Source organism: Streptomyces sp. YIM S03343 (genome assembly GCF_054729195.1).
The window spans coordinates 1,514,936-1,532,580 of sequence record NZ_JBPUKX010000001.1; the positions used below are offsets into that span (position 1 = coordinate 1,514,936).

10 protein-coding genes are annotated in these 17,645 nt (G+C 69.5%); 4 read left to right on the forward strand and 6 right to left on the reverse strand.

Annotated features, from left to right (window positions below; translation table 11 throughout):
• Window positions 1-217: 217 nt before the first annotated feature.
• Window positions 218-595 carry a hypothetical protein gene (locus ACSYGN_RS06785; RefSeq protein WP_460392864.1) on the reverse strand — a complete coding sequence of 126 codons (378 nt, stop codon included), beginning with the start codon at window positions 593-595 and terminating at the stop codon, window positions 218-220.
• 519 nt (window positions 596-1,114) lie between these two features.
• Between ACSYGN_RS06785 and ACSYGN_RS06790 the strand changes: the two genes are divergently transcribed.
• The 3 genes from ACSYGN_RS06790 to ACSYGN_RS06800 are packed head-to-tail and all read left to right on the forward strand — an operon-like array spanning window position 1,115 to window position 6,295.
• Window positions 1,115-2,122, forward strand: a complete 1,008-nt coding sequence (locus ACSYGN_RS06790; protein ID WP_460392866.1) for an ABC transporter ATP-binding protein — start codon at window positions 1,115-1,117, stop codon at window positions 2,120-2,122.
• A complete protein-coding gene (locus ACSYGN_RS06795; RefSeq protein ID WP_460392868.1) occupies window positions 2,119-3,534 on the forward strand; it encodes an ABC transporter permease in 1,416 nt (471 codons plus the stop codon). The genes ACSYGN_RS06790 and ACSYGN_RS06795 overlap by 4 nt, the downstream gene beginning before the upstream one ends.
• A gap of 4 nt (window positions 3,535-3,538) precedes the next feature.
• Window positions 3,539-6,295 (forward strand): alkaline phosphatase family protein, encoded by a 2,757-nt coding sequence (locus ACSYGN_RS06800; protein WP_460392870.1) that lies wholly within the window; start codon window positions 3,539-3,541, stop codon window positions 6,293-6,295.
• A gap of 82 nt (window positions 6,296-6,377) precedes the next feature.
• Here ACSYGN_RS06800 and ACSYGN_RS06805 read toward each other — a convergent pair whose 3' ends face one another.
• From ACSYGN_RS06805 to ACSYGN_RS06815, 3 genes are read right to left on the reverse strand one after another with little or no spacing between them, the layout of a single operon-like run.
• Complete coding sequence (locus ACSYGN_RS06805; protein WP_460392872.1) at window positions 6,378-6,824, reverse strand: hypothetical protein; 447 nt, start codon at window positions 6,822-6,824, stop codon at window positions 6,378-6,380.
• A 58-nt stretch (window positions 6,825-6,882) separates the two neighbouring features.
• On the reverse strand, window positions 6,883-7,743 hold the full coding sequence (locus ACSYGN_RS06810) for a heavy metal-binding domain-containing protein (RefSeq protein ID WP_460392874.1): 861 nt from the start codon (window positions 7,741-7,743) through the stop codon (window positions 6,883-6,885).
• 13 nt (window positions 7,744-7,756) lie between these two features.
• Window positions 7,757-8,698: a heavy metal-binding domain-containing protein gene (locus ACSYGN_RS06815; RefSeq protein ID WP_460392876.1), complete on the reverse strand. Its 942-nt coding sequence runs from the start codon at window positions 8,696-8,698 to the stop codon at window positions 7,757-7,759.
• Between the two features lie 35 nt (window positions 8,699-8,733).
• Between ACSYGN_RS06815 and ACSYGN_RS06820 the strand changes: the two genes are divergently transcribed.
• Window positions 8,734-9,123: an alpha/beta fold hydrolase gene (locus tag ACSYGN_RS06820; RefSeq protein ID WP_460392878.1), complete on the forward strand. Its 390-nt coding sequence runs from the start codon at window positions 8,734-8,736 to the stop codon at window positions 9,121-9,123.
• Between the two features lie 93 nt (window positions 9,124-9,216).
• Here ACSYGN_RS06820 and ACSYGN_RS06825 read toward each other — a convergent pair whose 3' ends face one another.
• Both ACSYGN_RS06825 and ACSYGN_RS06830 read right to left on the reverse strand, forming a co-directional pair.
• Window positions 9,217-12,543, reverse strand: a complete 3,327-nt coding sequence (locus ACSYGN_RS06825) for a lectin (RefSeq protein WP_460392880.1) — start codon at window positions 12,541-12,543, stop codon at window positions 9,217-9,219.
• 349 nt (window positions 12,544-12,892) lie between these two features.
• The gene (locus ACSYGN_RS06830) at window positions 12,893-17,578 is read right to left on the reverse strand and encodes a multicopper oxidase domain-containing protein (protein ID WP_460392882.1); all 4,686 of its coding nucleotides are present in this window, start codon (window positions 17,576-17,578) and stop codon (window positions 12,893-12,895) included.
• Between the last annotated feature and the right edge of the window lie 67 nt (window positions 17,579-17,645).

Consider the following 17,645-nt stretch of genomic DNA (forward strand, 5'->3'; position numbering starts at 1 on the left):
TGCCCAGGTTACTGCGGGGGTCGGACAACGGACCAAGCCCTTTCACTCGACTGGCGCAAAACGGCTTCCGGGGCCGGCCCTCGCGGTGCCGGCCCCGGAAGTTCCCCCGTGTTCCCCCGCGTTCCCCGTGTTTCCCCGTGTCCCCTCTCCGCCCCGTGGCCGTCAGTGCTCCCCCGCACTCCCCCTTGCCACGGGAGTCATGTCACCGGACTCGGTCTCAGGGCCGGTTGAGGGTGATGGAGTTGATGGGCGTGAGGTCGCGGTAGACGCCCTGGTCCTGTGGGATGGTCTCGACGCAGTTGCCGCCGCCGTAGCTCTTGCAGAGGCTGGCGCTGGCGCCGCCGTACTGGTTGTTGAGGACCCAGTGGTTGCCGAGCTGGTTGCTCAGGTTGTGAGCGCCGTAGCTGTAGTAGGCGTTGGTCGGGTGGGGGTCGTCCCACGGGGCGACGTTCTGGGCGTAGATGCAGACCGCCCCGGACGGGCAGCCGTACCAAGGGGTCTCGTCGGCGGGCTTGGCCTGTGCGGCCCCGGCCAGTGCCACCACGGCGGCAGCGGCGGTGGCGAACGCCGCGGCTCCTCGGAAGATCTTGCGCATTGTTTTCCCCCTTGCGGGTCTCCTGCGACGGTCGCTTCGTCTGCGTGGTCCGCGGCGTCACAGGTGGAACTTGATCGGTCGTCAGAAGCGTGCCCCGGCCGCTGGGCGCGGTCCACGGGTTTCCTGTTGCCCGTCGCCGGCCCGGGCGGGAAACCGGCGCTGACCAGCGAGTTCCGGCGCAGGCAGGCAACCGGCGGGCCATCGTGACGGCCCTCGCAGGGCCCCTTGAGCAACGCGGGCGTAATGTCCGGAACCAGCGGTGGCACCGGCGGTGGGGTGCGGGCTGAGCATCGGCGAGTTTTTCGCCCCCGCCGCCCTTTCCCGTCCCGTCTCCGGGGGCTCCGCCCCCGTACCCCCGCTCCTCAAACGCCGGAGGGGCTAATTTTTGGCCCGTCTGGGGGGCACCCGGCGCACGTCAGCTCTCGGTCGGTCCCCGTTCCGGGAACGTTCAGCTCATCTCCCTGCCCCGGTTCTCCGGGCCCTCCCTACCGTCCTTGACGGTTGTGGAGGAGGGGATTCATGGGAGCGGTCCTCGCGGTCCGGGCTCGTGGTGTCGCGAAATCTTTCGGTGAGGTCATCGCACTCGACGGGGTCGATCTGGAGGTGACGCAAGGCCAGATCCACGGTCTGGCAGGACGGAACGGCGCCGGGAAGACGACACTGCTCGGTCTCCTGCTGGGTCTGGCCGCCGCCGACAGCGGCAGCCTGGAGACTCTGGGCACGCCGGTCGGCCGGGCGCTCGCGGCTCCCGACGGGGTCGCCGGATTCGTGGACGGGCCCGGTCTCTACCCGTCGCTCACCGCCAGGCAGAACCTCAGCGCGCTGGCCGCCCTGAACGGCGGCCCACGGACAGCGGGGGTCGACGACGTGCTCGACGAGGTCGGGCTCACCGATGTCGCCGACGACCGGGTCCGCGGCTTCTCCCTCGGGATGCGTCAGCGGCTCGGGCTTGCCGCCGCCCTGCTCACCAGGCCCCGGCTGCTGGTGCTCGACGAACCGTCCAACGGCCTGGACCCGGCAGGGAAGAGACATGTGCACGGTGTCCTGACCCGGCTCGCGGCGGACGGGACCAGCGTCGTGCTCTCCAGCCACCGTATGGACGACCTGGCGGAGCTGTGCTCCGAGGTCACCATCCTCGCAACCGGGCGGGTCGTGTTCTCGGGGCCGTTGGACAAGCTGGCCGCCGCGAACGACGCGCTCGACTACCGGTTGCGCACCTCCGACCCGCAGGCCGCACGCGAGCTGGCCGACGGCACATCAGGGATCCGGGTCGTCGACGGCACGGCGGCAGCGCGGCCGCAGGACAACGCTGTCCTGGTCGTGCGCGCGCTGGTTCCAGCGCTCGACGAACTGGTGACGCGGCTCGTGCGGGCGGGCGTCGCGGTGCGCGAGCTCGCTCCCGTGGTGTCGCCGCTGGAGACGGCGTTCCTCGCCCTCACGGAGCAGGAGGAGCCCACGTCCGGGGCCCCCTCGGAGCAGCAGCACGCCACACTCCTCACCCCCACCGAGCCGGAGCCCAGCCGATGACCACGGCCACCACCTCCCCCGGCGCCACCGGCGCCACCGGCGCCACCGGCGCTCCCGCCGACGCCGCCGGTCCCACCGATCCCGCCGCCCGCCGCATCCCGGTCACCCGCGTCTACCGCTTCGAACTGGTCAAGCTGGTCTCGCAGTGGCGGATCCGATTACTGCTCCTCGCCTGCTGGACCGCACCCGCACTCTTCGTCATCGCCGTCGCCCAGCAGAGCACGCTGCCCAGTGACACGCTCTTCGGCCGCTGGATGCATGCCACCGGGTGGGCCGGACCGCTGGTGGTGCTCGGTTTTGCGGGCACCTGGGCGCTCCCGCTGCTGACCTCGGTGGTCGCCGGAGACGTGTTCGCGGCCGAGGACCGGCTCGGCACCTGGCGTCATCTGCTCGTGGCGGTGCGCTCGCCCCGGCGGATCTTCGCGGCGAAGTCGCTGGCGAGCCTCACCGTCCTCCTGCTGCTGGTGGCCGGGCTGGCCTGTTCCAGCACGGCCGGCGGACTCCTGGCGGTCGGCGACCGGCCGCTGGTCGGCCTCGACGGCCATGTGCTGGCGCCCGCGGACGCCGCCGGAAAGGTCCTGCTCGCCTGGGTCTGCGTCCTCGCGCCCACCCTGGCCCTCGCGGCGATCGGACTGCTCGGGTCGGTCACGCTGGGCCGCTCCCCGATGGGACTGCTGCTGCCCGCGCTCGTCGCTCTCGCGATGCAACTCGCCCAGATGCTGCCACTGCCCGTCGTCGTACGCCTCTCCCTGCCCGGCTACGCCTTCATCGCCTGGAACGGCCTGTTCACCAGCCCGGAACAGATCGGACCGCTGCTGATCGGCATCGCGGTCGGCCTGGCGTGGGCCGTGACCGCGACGGCGCTGGCCTGTCTGCTCTTCCTACGCCGGGACTTCACCGGCCCGGCCCACGACGGCTCGGGGCGCCGCGCGGTCACCACGGGTGTCCTGCCGCTCGTCGGGCTGCTCGCGGTGACGGTCGCGGTCGTCGCCCCGGCGACCGGGGCCACCGGCTCCGGGATCGAGCAGGACAAGGTGCAGCGCTCGATCGCCACGGCGTTCGCCCACCTCTACCGCGTGCAGGCCGGGCAGCTCAACCGGCCCGACGTCACCGAGGCGCAGCTGAAGGCCATGGCGGCGTGCGACAAGGGCAGCGTCAGGGTCGCCCCCCGGGGCCCGGGCAATGACTGGCACTGCGTCGTCTCCTGGCATCTTCCCGGCGTCGAGGCCACCGGCACGGCCGTCTACCAGCTCGACATGACCTCGGACGGGCGCTTCGTGGCCGACGGCGACGGACCGAAGGACGTGAACGGCTACTTCCTGGTCCGCACCCCGACCGGGGACGCGCCGAACCCGCTGTGGCAGTTCGACGGCAACGTCGAACTCCTTCCCACCCAGAAGCCGAAGGGATGACTCCATGCAGGTAACGCGCCGCCGCAGGCGTGTCGAGAAGCACAGTCACGGTTTTCTCGTCAGACGTGCGGGCCGTCGGATCCCGCTGGTGACGACCGGCATCACCGCCCTCGCCCTCGTCGCCACCGGTGCCGCCTTCGCCCAGACCCACCAGTTCGGCACCGACCAGGTCGGCCAGGTCACCAAGCAGGGCCAGGTCGTCTCCGCCGACCAGTACATCGCCCCGTACGGACAGCGCCTCGTCGTGAACAACGGCAAGATCATGTCGTCCTCGGTCAGCCCGGACGGCACCCACCTCGCGGCCTCGGTCACCGACGGCGGGAGTGCGCTGGCGATCGTGGACCTGAAGAACTGGCAGGTGCAGCAACTCGTAGGCACCGCCGCCTCGTCGAGCCCGCGTCTCAGCAGCAACAGCGTGGGCCAGGAGGGCCCCACGTACTCGCCCGACGGTACGCATCTGTGGCTGGGGCAGACCGACGGCTACACCGTGTTCACCGTGAAGCCCGACGGCAGCGTCGCCGACCCCCGGTCCGTCAAGATCCCGGCGGACGGCGCCAAGCACGCGCTGGTGGGCGAGGCGGTGTTCTCGGCCGACGGCTCCACCGTGTACTTCGCCGTCAACGGCCAGAACCGGGTGGTCGCCGTCGACGCGGCGACCGGGACCGTCCAGCACAGCTGGGCCGTGGGCAACGCCCCGCGCGACTTGGTTGATGCCGGCGGCAAGCTCTACGTCAGCAACGAGGGCGGCCGTACCGCGCAGCCCGGCGACACCACGCTCAACTCGTACAACACCCAGGTGCCCGCCGATCTGAAGACCGGTGCCACCACCACCGGAACGGTCAGTGTCATCGACCTCGCGGACCCGGCCGCCGCCGTCACGAGCATCGACGTCGGTCTGCACCCGACCGCCCTGTACGCAAGGAAGGACGCGGTGTTCGTCACGAACACCGCCACCAACGACGTGTCGGTCATCGACACCGCCAAGGGCAAGGTCGTGCAGACCGTCGCCACCCAGCCGTGGCCGGAGGCCTCGGTGGGCTACGAACCCGACGCTGTGACCCTCACCGACGACGGTCGTCTGCTGGTGACGCTCGGCCGCGCGAACGCGGTCGCGGTCTACCGCTATACGACCCCGCAGGAGCCGGTCAGCTACGTCGGCCTGCTCCCGACGGACTACTTCCCCGCGGAGATCACCACGGTCGGGGACCAGGTGGTGGTCTCCAACACCCGTGGCATCGACGCACGACGCCCCACAACCACCACCGGGCACGGCACCCACGACACGACGTCGAGCGTGCAGCGGTTCACCCTGCCGGACGACAGCGTGATCAGGTCCGAGACGGCCAAGGTCTTCCGGCAGAACGGCTGGAGCCGCGGCTCGGTCACCACGGCCAAGGGCAAGAGCCATGCGAAGCCGGTGGCGGTCCCGGAACGGCTCGGCGACCCGTCGACGATCAAGCACGTCTTCCTGCTCGTCAAGGAGAACCGGACCTACGACCAGGTCCTGGGCGACCTTCCGCAGGGCAACGGCGACTCGTCGCTGACCGAGCTCGGCGAGAACGTGACGCCGAACCAGCATGCGCTGGCCCAGCAGTTCGGCCTGTACGACAACACGTACGACATCGGCACAAACTCCGCCGAGGGCCACAACTGGCTGATGCAGGCCGACGATCCGGAGTACACCGAGTCCTCCGCGGGCGAGTACGCGCGCAGTTACGACACCGAGGACGACGCCCTCGGCCACCAGCGGTCCGGCTTCCTGTGGACCGGCGCGCAGTCGGCGGGGAAGTCGGTGCGGGACTTCGGCGAGTTCCATCAGTTCCTCACCAAGCCGACGGGCGCAAGCTGGCAGAACCTGTACTGCGACGCCAAGAACATGGACGCGACCGGGCAGGACACTGCGTACACCCTGAACTCGTCCTCACCGATCCCGTCGCTCAACGACGTGTCGGTGCACGGCTTCCCGAAGTTCGACACCAGCGTCCCGGACGTCTACCGGTACCAGATCTGGAAGCGTGACTTCGAGAAGAACGGGCCTGCGAACCTGAACATGTTCTGGCTCTCCAGCGACCACACCGGTGGCCCGGCGAGCGCCGCTGCCCAGGTCGCGGACAACGACCTCGCGACCGGCAGGATCGTCGACGAGATCTCCCACAGCAAGTACTGGAAGGACTCGGCCATCTTCGTCGTCGAGGACGACTCCCAGGCCGGCCTGGACCATGTCGACGGCCACCGTGCCCCGATCCAGATCATCAGCCCCTGGGCCCGGCACGGTACCGTCGACAGCCACTACTACTCGCAGATCACCATGATCCGGACCATCGAGCAGATCCTCGGGATCCACCCGATGAACCAGAAGGACAGCGCGGCCAGCCCGATGCGCGCGGCGTTCAGCCGGCACGCGGACTACACACCGTTCACTGCGCTGCCCAACCGGACATCGCTGACCGACGGTCTGAGCACCCCGCCGTCCTGCGGCGTGGACACCCCGGCGCCGCAGGACCCGGCCGCCGTGCCGGTGCCCGCGGCGAAGGTTCCCGCGGACAAGCAGTCGCTGGCCGCGCAGTGGAACGCCTGGAAGTCGAAGCAGCGGCTGACCGGCCCGAACGCCGTGCCCGACTTCGCCAACCCCGCCCAGATGAACCACTTCACCTGGTACCAGACCCACAACTGGGCGAAGCCGTACCCCGGTGAGAAGAAGATCTACGCACCGGCGGACGTGCCGGGGGCCTACATCCCGTCGTCGGAGTCCGACGGCTGACGCGACCCGCTCCACGCACGCCGAGGGCCCCGGTACGGCGGTGACGTCGTACCGGGGCCCTCGATGTACGCGCGGAGGCCCTTCACTCCCCGAGCACAAGCCGCTCCAGCGCCTCCCGTGCCCGCGCGTCGGACCGTGCACGGGCCGAGACGGCGGCGGCGAGGTCCCGCAGCCACTCGTCGAGTGCCACCGGACGCCGCGAGAGCACCACGCCGCGCACCTCCTTGCACACCTCGCCCTCGGGACGCCCACCCGACAGGTCGAGCACAAGGCGCTGATCGCCGAGGAGGACCTCCAACCGCCTGACACGACCGTCACGCCCCGCGAGCCGGTCGGCCACGCTCCGTCTGCGCTCGACGGTGACCGAACCCGGCGGCAGCGCCTCCGAAAGGGTCCCGGTGAGCACCTGGGCGTAGACCTCCAGGTCGGCGGCGTCCCTGCGGAGCGCGGCCGTCAGCAGGTCGAGGGAGTAGGGTTGCCCGTTCTCCCCCTCGGGCTCGAACGGGACGGGGTCGTGCGGCGAGGTCATCGCGGGGCCTCTCGTGATGTGCGGCTGGTCCTGGTCTGCGAGTCTTTGAGCCGGGTGCTCAGCCGTCCAGGCTGAGCACCATCGTCGGGCGCTCGATGACGTGGTCCTCGCGCAGCGGCCGTACGGCCGTGCCGATCGCGAAGAACTCGGTGGTGTGACCGTCCCATCGGTGGTTGTGCGAGTTGAGCTGGACGCCGACGATTCCCTCCGCCCGCAGATCCTCCGCCTCGTGCTGCATCCGCGCCATCGCCAGTTCCCGTGCGTCGTACAGCGCCTGCGTGAACTGCTCGATCTCCACGTTCTTGCCCATGTTGGAGAACACCTGCCCCACCTTCTGGTGCGCGATGTGGTAGACGCAGGTACCCATCACCATGCCCAGCGGGGCGTAGCCTGCGCGGATGAGCGTCCAGAAGTCCTGACCGCTGAGGTCCGAGGTGAACGGCTGGCCCTTGAGGTTGCGCCAGCTGCCGCCGTTGCCCCCGGGCGCCGGGTGATCGGCCTTGACGGCGGTACCGATCGCGATGAACTCCGCGATGTCGGTGCCGAATTCACGGGCCTCGACGCTCAGCCGCACACCGACGATGCCGTCGGCGCCCAGCTGGGCCGCCTCCGCCTCCATGCGGGTCATCGCCAGCTCACGGGCGTGGTACATGGCCTGGCTGAGCGTCTTCAGCTCCTGGTTCTTGCCCCAGCGGCGCAGTTGGATACCCACGTGGTAGATCGAGCTGCCCAGGACGAGACCGATGGGCCGGAATCCCGCCTCGCGCACCAGCAGGAACTCATTGACCGACAGGTCGCTGGTGAAGATCGATCCCGGCTTGCCCGGCTGCAGTTCGGCCAGTCGCCGCATCGCGTCGGCGGGCACGCCCCGGGCGGACATGCCGTTCGGGGTGCCATCGGCAGGATTGAAGACGCTCATGTACGGGTTCCCCTCATCGCATGTCTGTGGCGGTGCGGCGCATGGACCGCCGACGTCGTTCCGGGTCGAGCGGCATCACGGTGAGGGTGCGGGGCGGCTCCTCGCGTACCGCGAAGCGGGCGACGGTGGTGCCCAGCAGCGTCGACTCGGCCACATGGTCCTTGCCCTCGTCCTTGCTGCTGCGGATGCACGTCTCGCGCCAGATCCGCAGGCGACCCGCGGAAAGGATCACGCCGTCACCGCCCCGCCGTCCCGTCTGCGCCCGTAGCTGCGCGCGGGCGTCGGAACGCACCGCCTGAACGAGCTCGCTCCAGCCGCTCACCTCGGTGTTGCTCCACGAGCGGGCCTGGGAGCTGACGCAGTAGTCGTCGTGGCGTACGCCGACGGACATCCCGTACAGCAGCTCCACCGGGACCCATCCCGCGGTCACCAGCTTCGCGAACCCCTGGCCGTCGAGGTGACAGGTGAACGGCTGCGGCGCCCGTACCGCCCCGGCCGCACGCACCGCGGTCCCGATCACCTTGAACTCCAGGCAGTTGGGCTGCGCCACGAAGGGCGCCACGGTCAGCTGTGCCGCGACGACACCGTCGCCGCCGAGAGCCGAGCATTCGGCGGTCATCCGGTCCAGGGCCGAGTGACGCGCCTTGTCGAACACCTCGACGAGCCTGGCGGACGGGGCGCCCCCTCCGGACAGGGCGATGGGTGCCGGGTCGACGTTGAAGAACTTCTTCATGCCCCCGTAGAGACAGTCGTGATAGCCCCAGTAGCGGCCGCTGCGGCCCACGCGGTAGACGGCCGAGCCCATGACCTGGCCCACCGGCTCGAACCCCACGGCGCGCAGTGCGGCGAACTCACCGGTCGACAGTGCTGAGGACCACGTCCCGCTGCCCCGCGCCTCCGCGATCCGCGCGGCCGCCGCCGGGGGCAGCCCGGCCCCTGTCCAGTCCCCGCTCATGGACACCAACTCCCCGCTTCAGGCCGTGCCCAGGCATGGCCGCTGAAGTCTATGCCCGGCCGCACAGAGCAGGACCGGCGCTCCGGTACACCCTGCGACGGCCGCTGCGGGTGCCGGGCGCGGAGAACGCGCTCTGGAGCATGCTGGCCGCGGGTGTGCCGGGTCTTCCCGCGGACCAGGTGGCTCGGCTCGCCGGTGTGCGGCTGCCCAAGTCGGTGGTGTTCGGCGCCCAGGACGACGTATTCACCCGGCAGACACCGCAGGAGACCGCCCGGCGTATCGGCGCACCCCCTGCGACACTGATCCCGGGCGCCCGGCACCTGACGATGATCTCCAGCCCCGAGGCGGTCGCGACGGCCGTGGACAGGCTCACGGCGGCATCGGCCGCGGCATCTCGGCAGCAGCCGTCCAGACGGAGTCCATGAACACGAACGGGCCGTCGCCGCACCGGCGCCGGTGCGCATCCGGGCGGGGGCCGGTTCCCGGGCTCGCGCGCGGAAAAGCCGGCCCCCCAGTGCTTATTGGTGACCGAAACCGTAGGCGAACAGGTGGTCGGTGCCCGTCGAGCCCGTCACCGGCAGCGTGATCGACGCCACCTGCTTCGACGGGTCCAGCGGGACCTTGGTCGCGAAGACGTATGTCTTGACGTCGTCCCGGCCCCCTCTCCCGGTGTTCCGGTAGGCCGTGGTCACGGCCGTCGTGTCCCCCGCGAGCGGCTTGCTGGACCCGCCGTTGAGCGTCCAGTCCGAGAAGCCGATGGTCGCCTCCGAGGTGGTGCCGTCGGTGTAGGTGACGGTCACCGTGCCCGAGACCCCGCTGCCGTCGGTCGGCGCGTTGGCCGCCGCGCCCAGCAGGCCCAGCGTGACGCCCGACGTGCCGGCCGGCATAAGGATGGTCTGGCCGGCCATCTCCAGGTTGTCCGGCCGGCCGGACGTCACCGTCGGCCAGTTGTAGGAGATCCCGTCGACTGTGAGGACGGAGCCGTTCGTGACGCCCGCCGCCGACAGCGCGTTCTGCGAGAGGGCCCAGCCGCCGTTGTCGAAGCCGCCCGAGAAGCTGGTGCCGTCGGGGTAGACGCCCTCGTTGGTGTCGTACGGCCACAGCGCGCCGGCCTTGGCCACGGCCACCCGGAGGGTCGCCGCGCTCAGCGCCGCACCGGTGCTGTGGTCGGTCAGTGCGAAGGTGACCGGGAACGTCCCCTCGTCCGTGCCCGCCGTCACATGGACCTTCGCCTCGGCACTGCCCGAGGCGGGCACCGTCAGCGAGCCCGACGCCGTGTCCAGGGTGACGCCGGAGGGCGCCGTCGCCGTCCAGTCGGCCGTGACGGCCTTGCTGCCGAGGTTGGTGAGGTCGAGGGTGCCGTCACCCGACGTGCCGGGCTGGAGCACCAGGCCGTCGCTGGAGGGTCCGGTCGCGGCCAGCACCCGTCCGCCGCCCGTGGTGTCCGACGGCGGCACCGCCGAGGGGCCGGACGCCCAGGAGGTGTCGGGCCGGGTGCCGAGCGTGAAGTGGATCGTGCCCGCGCCCTTGAACTGCCGATACGTCAGCCAGGAGGTGTTCCACGCCTTGCCCTTGACATCGAGCGACTGCACGTACGGCGCGTCGGGTGCGGCCTGCGGCGCGTTGATCCGCACCGCCTTTCCGCCTGCGAAGGTCACCTGGGCCACCGGGAACACCGGGCTGCCGAGCACCAGGGTGTCGGTGCCCGGGGTCTCCGGGTACATGCCAAGTTCGGACCAGACGTACCAGGAACTCATCGCGCCGAGGTCGTCGTTGCCGAACGAGCCGACCGGAGCGTTGAAGTAGAGGTCCTGCTGGGCCTCGCGGACGGCCGCCTGGGTCTTCCACGGCTGACCCGTGTAGTCGTACTCCCAGGGGATCTCCACGCTGGGCTCGTTGCTCAGGTCGGCGTCGGTGTTGCCGGGGGCGGTGATGTTGTCGAGGAGGCTGTCCAGGAAGGACGAGTACGTCTTGGCACCGCCGCGTGCCTGGATGAGTTGCTTCAGGTTGAACGGGACCATCGGCGTGTACTGGGCCGACGAGCCCTCCACGAAGCCGCTGGAGGTGCCGGGGGTGAAGCCGCCCGCGAAACGGCCGTCCTTGTTCTTGCCCTGCATGTAGCCGGTCTGCGGGTTGAAGACGTTCATCCAGTCCTGGGCGCGGGTGGCGAACTTCTCGTAGACGGCCTGCTTGCCCAGCGACTTCGCGAAGGCGGCGAGGGCGTAATCGGCGGAGTCGTACTCCAGTTGCGTGGAGACCGGGCCGTAGAAGTTGCAGCAACCGTAGCTGTCCCCGTCGAGCGGGAGATAGCCCTTCGCGTCCCGCACCGGCTCGCCGGGGCGGTCGTTGTTCGGGACGGTGGCCTCGTGCTGCAGAGCGGCGAGCGCCTTGTGCGTGTCGAAGCCCGTCGCGCCGAAGGCGTACGCGCCGGCGATGATGCCGGCGGCCGGGTCCCCGACCATCACATAGCTCTCGCCGTTGTTCGAGGCCCACTTGGGCAGCAGACCCGTCTGGTCGTAGCCGTTGAGCATCGAGGTGACGACGTCGTCGGCGACCTCGGGCTCGACCATCGCCATCAGCTGTGTCTGGGAGCGATAGGTGTCCCAGCCGGAGTAGTTGGCGTACTGGGCCTTCTGTCCCCGGGTCAGCTTGTGGACCTGGTTGTCCATCCCCATGTACCGGCCGTTGTCGTCCGAGAAGACATTCGGGTGCAACAGCGCGTGGTAGAGCGCGGTGTAGAACTGCACCTGCTGGTCCGAAGATCCGCCGCCGATCCGGATCTTGTTCAGCACCGCGTTCCAGGCACGGTGATTGGCCTGCTCGACGGCGTTCAGGTCCCACTTCTTGATCTCGGTGGCGAGGTTGTCCGCCGCGCCCGCGTCACTCGTGTACGAGATGCCGGCCTTCGCGCTGACCGTCGCGTCGGAGGAGGTGTCGAAGGTCAGGTACATGCCGTTCGCCCCGGTCGTGGGGGGCTGGGCGGCCTTGTCACCGCTCCCGTGGATCGTCGGGGACGGTGTCGCCGGGACGGTGAAGTGCCTTTCCCTCAGCGGGGTCGGCTCGGTCGCCCGCGGGGTCTGCCGGACCTTGCCCGCCTTCAGTGACGTCGCGCCCGGATTGACGGTGCTGCCGACCCAGGTGCCGCTCGCGGTGAACGGCCGGTCGAACTTGATGTCGAAGTGCAGCGTGTACCTGTTGCTCGCACCGCAGAAGTGACCGCTGTCGATCGCGCCCCTGATCTCCTTGTCGTTCACCACCTGGACTCGGGTTCCGTCCACCTGCGTGGCGCCCCCGCTGAGCTTGAACAGCAGGTTCGCCTGCCGGCCGGCGGGGAAGGTGAAGGTGCCCAGACCGGCACGGGTGGTGTCGGTCAGCTCGGTTTTGACCCCGTCGGCGTCGGTGACCTTGTAGTACCCGGTACCGGCCTGCTCGTCGTCATGGCTGAAGTCGACCGACGCGTTGCCGAGGTTGCCCGACAGCGCGCCGGTCACGGGCAGGATGGGCAGGTCGCCCGCCACGGAGCAGCCGGGGCCCGAGACGTGGGTGAGGCTGAAGCCGGAGATCTTCTTGTCTTTGTACTCGTAGCCGCCGCCTTCGGCGCGGTGCGGCGTCGTGTCGGGACCCCATTGCACCATGCCGGCCGGCATGTCGGGGCCGGGGAAGGTGTCCACCGCACCCGAGGTGCCGATGAGCGGGTTGACGAGGGCCGCGGGGTCCTTCACGAAGGCCGGCGTCGCGGTGCTCGCGGCATGGGCGCTCCCGGCCGCCGGAAGCGGGAGGGCCGCCATGCCCAGGACGGCGACCACGGCCAGGCGTCCGCGGAATCTCTTCCGGTCACGTGGCACAGCTAAACGTCGGGTTCTCACCATCGGTTGCCTCCGCAGCAGTTCACGCTTCGCAGCAGTTTCACGCTTCGCACATCGGGTACCGGCGCGCCGGAAAGCCCCGCAGCGCCGACGACAGGCAACAGTTTCCGGTCGCTCCCACGGCCTGACAACGTTGCCACGCACGACTTTCGAGTGAAGCGTGTGCGCTCAGGACATGTCAATGACGCCAACCGGACTTACTGAGACCGAAGTTCTCGGACCGACACGTGCGGCACCACCGCCTTGGCCCCCACGTGCCACGGACACCGTGGGGCCCCGGTACGGCGACACCGCCGCACCGGGGCCCTTGTCCTGTCGGCCTCTTCGTTCAGCGGCGACCTGCACCCTTCTGCTTCGCCGCCCCGCGGGGTGCCGCGGTGAACTGGAGCTGATCCGAGACGGACTTCACCGTCAGGCTCGGGAACTCCGCGCCGTAACCGACCGTGTTGAGCGCCGCGATCCGATAGACGTACGACGTGTCCGGAGATGCCGTCGGGTCGGTGAAAGTGCGGGTCTCATGGGTGTTCGGCTGGTCCAGGGGTGAGTCGACCGTGCCGACGTCGTCCCATGTCGTGCCGCCGTCCGTCGAGCGCTGGACGGCGAAGGACGTCTCGGTGATCGAGTTGTCCTGCCATTGGAGTCGGATCCGGGCGTTGGAGCCGTTGCCGACGACCGTGGTCGTGAGTCCGCTCGCCTTCAACGGTGGCAGTGCCAGCGACTCCGGGCGCATCATGTCCATCTCCTCGTGGCTGAGGATGTGACAGTGGATGACGTACTCCCAGCCGAAGTTCACGAGTTTGTTGGTGACGGCCGCCGTCGGATTGCCCTGCGGGTCGACGTTGTTGAACATCGACGTGTCGCCCGATGGCATCGCCGGGTTCAACAGGCGTACGGAGTTCGGCACTTCGAAGGGCGTTGTCGGCACGACCGGCCGCAGCGCGACAATCGTGTCCTCCAGTGGGCTCATCCTCACCGTGTCCTTCCAGCCCAGTTCGTTGGCGTCCGGTTTGATGACGATGTTGTCCCAGGTCACCCGGTTGAGGAGCTGGACGTCGTAGAGATGGAAGTGGATCGGGTGGGTGTCCACCCCGTTGTGGGTGAACCGCCAGATCTGTGTCCCGTCCGCAGTGGATCCGATGGGCGTCACCTTCACATCTCCCTTGGGGAGATCGGTGCCGTCGATCAGTTCGGTCTGCGGGTTGACGTACGGGTACAACGTGGCGTTCTGAGCACCCGGTGTGGGTGGTTGCGCCTCCACGCCCAGGGTGGCCTGCATCCGGCCGAAGTCGTCGAACGTCGTCGCGTTCATCTCGTCATGGATGGCCTTGGGTTGGAGCGGCATCGTCGACTTGGCGGCCGGTGACTTGAGCGTGTTGAAGCTGAACTTCGAGGTGTCGTTGACGCGGACCAGGCCGTCGCAGGTGTTCACGGTGGTGTTGGTGACATTGCAGTTGCTGCTGGCGGCGAAGCTCGTACCGTAGGCCGAGTTGTAGGCCGACTGGCCGACGATCACCGGGTTCTGCCCGGACTCGAAGACGCCGGAACCGTCCGCGTGGTGCTTGAAGGCGGATTGGAGTTTGGCGAGGTTGAACGCGGGAGCCGGGGTGGTGTCCGCGACGGTCACCTGCATCACGGTGCGGGTGTTGGGGCCGTACCCCGGCAGGATCTTCGGTGCGCCGACCGGGCTGAGGTCGGGTGCGCCGGTGTAGTAGTCGTACGACGCGATGCGCGCCGGGTAGGCGGCGGGCGCGTCGTTGTAGAGGATGAGTGTCTTGCCGGCGAACTTCGAGAAGTCCACCAGGACGTCGGCCCGTTCGGCCGGTGCGAGGGCCAGCGAGTGCTTGTCCACGTTGCCGACGTCGAAGCGGGTCGGGTCGGTGATCCAGGTCGTCGGCTGCTGGCCGTCGATGACGGCCGGGGCGGGCAGGAAGCCGCCCTCGTTGGCGATCTGGACCCAGTCCGGTCCGGCGGCGTTGTTGCCGGCGTCCACCGGGGTGGGCGACACATTGGGGTCGGTCTGCGCGGCCTCCAGTTCGCTCGGTTTCAGCGCCACCTCGGTCGTACCGTCGCCCTGTTTCGGATCGGCGGTGTACCACTGGAAGTTGAAGAACCGGTCGTTGGCGCCGTTGAGCAGCCGCATCCGGTAGGTCTTCGGCTGAAGCGTCACCTTCGGGTAGGCGACCCCGTTGACGATGGGCGTGTCGTTGAACTGCTCCATGCCCATGGAGATGTTCGGCGTACCGGGGATCTGCTCCGGCTCGCAGTAGGGCGCGGTCTGGTACTGCCAGGTCGACTTGTCGTCCAGCTTGCACTTCGGGTCGTAGTACGGGTTCGCGATCGGCCCGTACTTGGTCTCGCCGGCCGGTGGCCAGAACCAGGGCCCGTACATCCAGCGCCCGTACGAGCTCATGCCCGACGGATCGCCCGGGTTCTGCGCGGGCATGTAGACGTGGTGGTACCAGAAACTGCCCTTGGTGCCCCAGCGTTTGGTGTTCCAGGTGGGGTCCTGGCCGTACGACACCGTCTTGCCGTTGGCGTCCTTCTGCTCCTTGAGCTGCGCGTCGTCCGGCACGAAGGTACGGTCCTGGACGAGCAGCGGGAGGGTCGAACTCGCGCCGGGGATGGTGCCGTTGGCTACCAGGGCCTTCTCGGTGTCGTCGGTGATGGTGTAGCCGGCGGCCTCACCGGCGTACACGTTCAGCCGGGTGATGCCGTAGGAGTGGTCGTGGTAGAACATCAGGCGCGCGCTCTGCTGATTGGTGTAGTAGAACGTCGAGCAGCCGTCGTCCTTGGCGGCGCAGAGGGCCGACCCGGTGCCGTCCACCATGTCCGGCACGTTCTGCACACCGACGCCCTGCGGCCAGTCCGTGTTCTCACCGGCCGGGGTGATCCACTGGTGCGGGGTGCCGTCGCTGATCCACGGTGTGATGCCGCCGTGCAGATGCAGCGTGGCCCGGTTGTCCTTGAAGCAATTGGTCTTGTCGTTCGTGCACGCGGGGTTGCGCACCCCGTCGGTGACGGAGGCGTCGTTCTTCGGCGCGGGCATCGTCATCGGGCCCATGCCGGAACCCATCCCGGTGCTGTCGACCGGCAGGAACAGATCTCCGTCGGCGCCCTTCGGCAGCAGATTGCGGAACACGATCCGCACCGGCCGGTCCTTGGTCGCGGCGATGAGCGGACCCATCCACTGCGGTGAGGTCACACCCGTGTACGGCAGTTGCTGCCGGGTGCCGTCCATCAGCTCGTTGTACAGCGGCACCTTCCGTCCGGGCACGGCATCCGTGGAGAGCTGGACGTAGCCCCGCACCAGGGTCGGCGGCAGGTCGGAGGAGAAACGGGTGCGGTACTGGACGAGGCCGATGACGTATTCGTCGGCGGGCTTGCCGCTGGTGGTGACGGACTCGGGCACCGCCTGGGGGATGAACTTCTCCGAAGGCTTCGTCGACGGATCCTTGAGCTGCGGGACGTCGGGACACCCGGTCCCGTCCGATCCGGGATCGCAGGTCGTCGGCAGCTGGTCCTGGAACTTCTTCATCCCGGCGGTGAGATACCCGGCGCCCGGGTCGGTGACCTTGACGGCGCTGATCGCGCCGACGCTCGTGTCGGCGCTCGCAGTGGCGCCGGAACCTCCCTTCCCCGACGGGTCCGTGACGGTGACATCGGGCGTCGAGGTGTAGCCGGAGCCGATCGCGTCGACGGTGAGCGCCAGCAGTTTCAGTCGGCTGGAGGCGGTCGCCGGAGTGGCGCCGGGAATCGGGTCGGCCAGGGTTCCGTTGCGGACCGTGACGCCGGGCGAGCTGCTGTAGCCGCTGCCGGGGTCGTCCAGGGTCACCTTGGTGACGCTGCCGTCGGCGGCCAGGTCTCCCGGCTCGACATGCCCCTTGGCCACGGTGCCGTCGGGGGCGTCGGGAAGGTCGAAGTCCACCGTCGGCATGGTGTACCCGGACCCGCCGTCCGTGACGTTCACGGCGTCCACCCCGCCGGAGGCCGTCGCCGCGGCACCGCTGCCGCCACCGCCGGTGATGTCGACCGCGAAACCGCCGTACCCGCTGCCTCCCGCGCCGACGGTGAGGCCGACGACGCCCCCGGTCGACTGGACGGTGGCCGTGGCGGTCGCCGCCGTGGTGCCGCCGTCGACGGTGACGGAGGTCGCACCGGCGGTGTAGCCGTGGCCCGGCGCGGTCACGTCGATACTCGCGATGCCGCCGGTCTGCGGGTCCACGGTGGCGGTGGCCTCGGCACCGGTCCCGCCGACGGCCGGTACCACCTGTGCCCCGAAGGAGTACGTCCGGTCCTGGGTCGCGTAGAGCGGATAGTCACTCGACCCGACCGTCACCGTCCCGCCCTCGGCCGGGGGCACGTTGGTCGGCGGATTCGTGCTGCTGTCGACGCCGGCCGGGTACATGAAGGTGTCGGTGCCGGAGGACACACCGGTGTCGACCGGGATGCCCTGACCGTAGAAGCCGATGACGTCACCGGCCTGGACGGCGACGTCGGGGACGTCGTACGAGGCGACCTCCCCGCTCGCGGAAGCGGCCTTGGGCACCGTCTTCTGCCCGCTGTCGGCCACGACGGTGTACTGCTTCGGTGTGCTCGTCGGCCGCAGGACGTAGGCGTGGAAGAGCCCGCCCTCGGAAGCTGTGGGGCTCCCTCCTGTTTTCACCTGGTTCCAGGTCCGGAAGCTCTTGAGGGTGCCCTTGGGCAGCGGAGAGCCTTCCAGGATGACGAACACCGGCCCGAGTTCGCCGGGCGGGGTCGCGTAGTCGGTCGCGTAGGCCCGGTCGGCCAGTTTGTTCCCGACCGCCATCGCGGTGGAGGTGATGGTCACCTTGGCCTTCGACAGGGTCAGCGGGCTGTTGGCCCAGTTCGGCGAGGGTCCGAAGTAGTGCGGGACCTTGGTCTCGTCGGTCGGGCCGCTCGGCCCGTCGGCGGCGGCAGTCCCGGCCGCCCCGGCCGCCTGCGCCTGTGCCTGCTGCACCGGTGAGGGTGGCAGGCCCAGTACGGCCGCCGCCACCGCCCCGGCACCGATGAGCGCGACGACACGCCGTCTTCGCTTCCCCCTCGGCCCTGGTGCTTGTCGC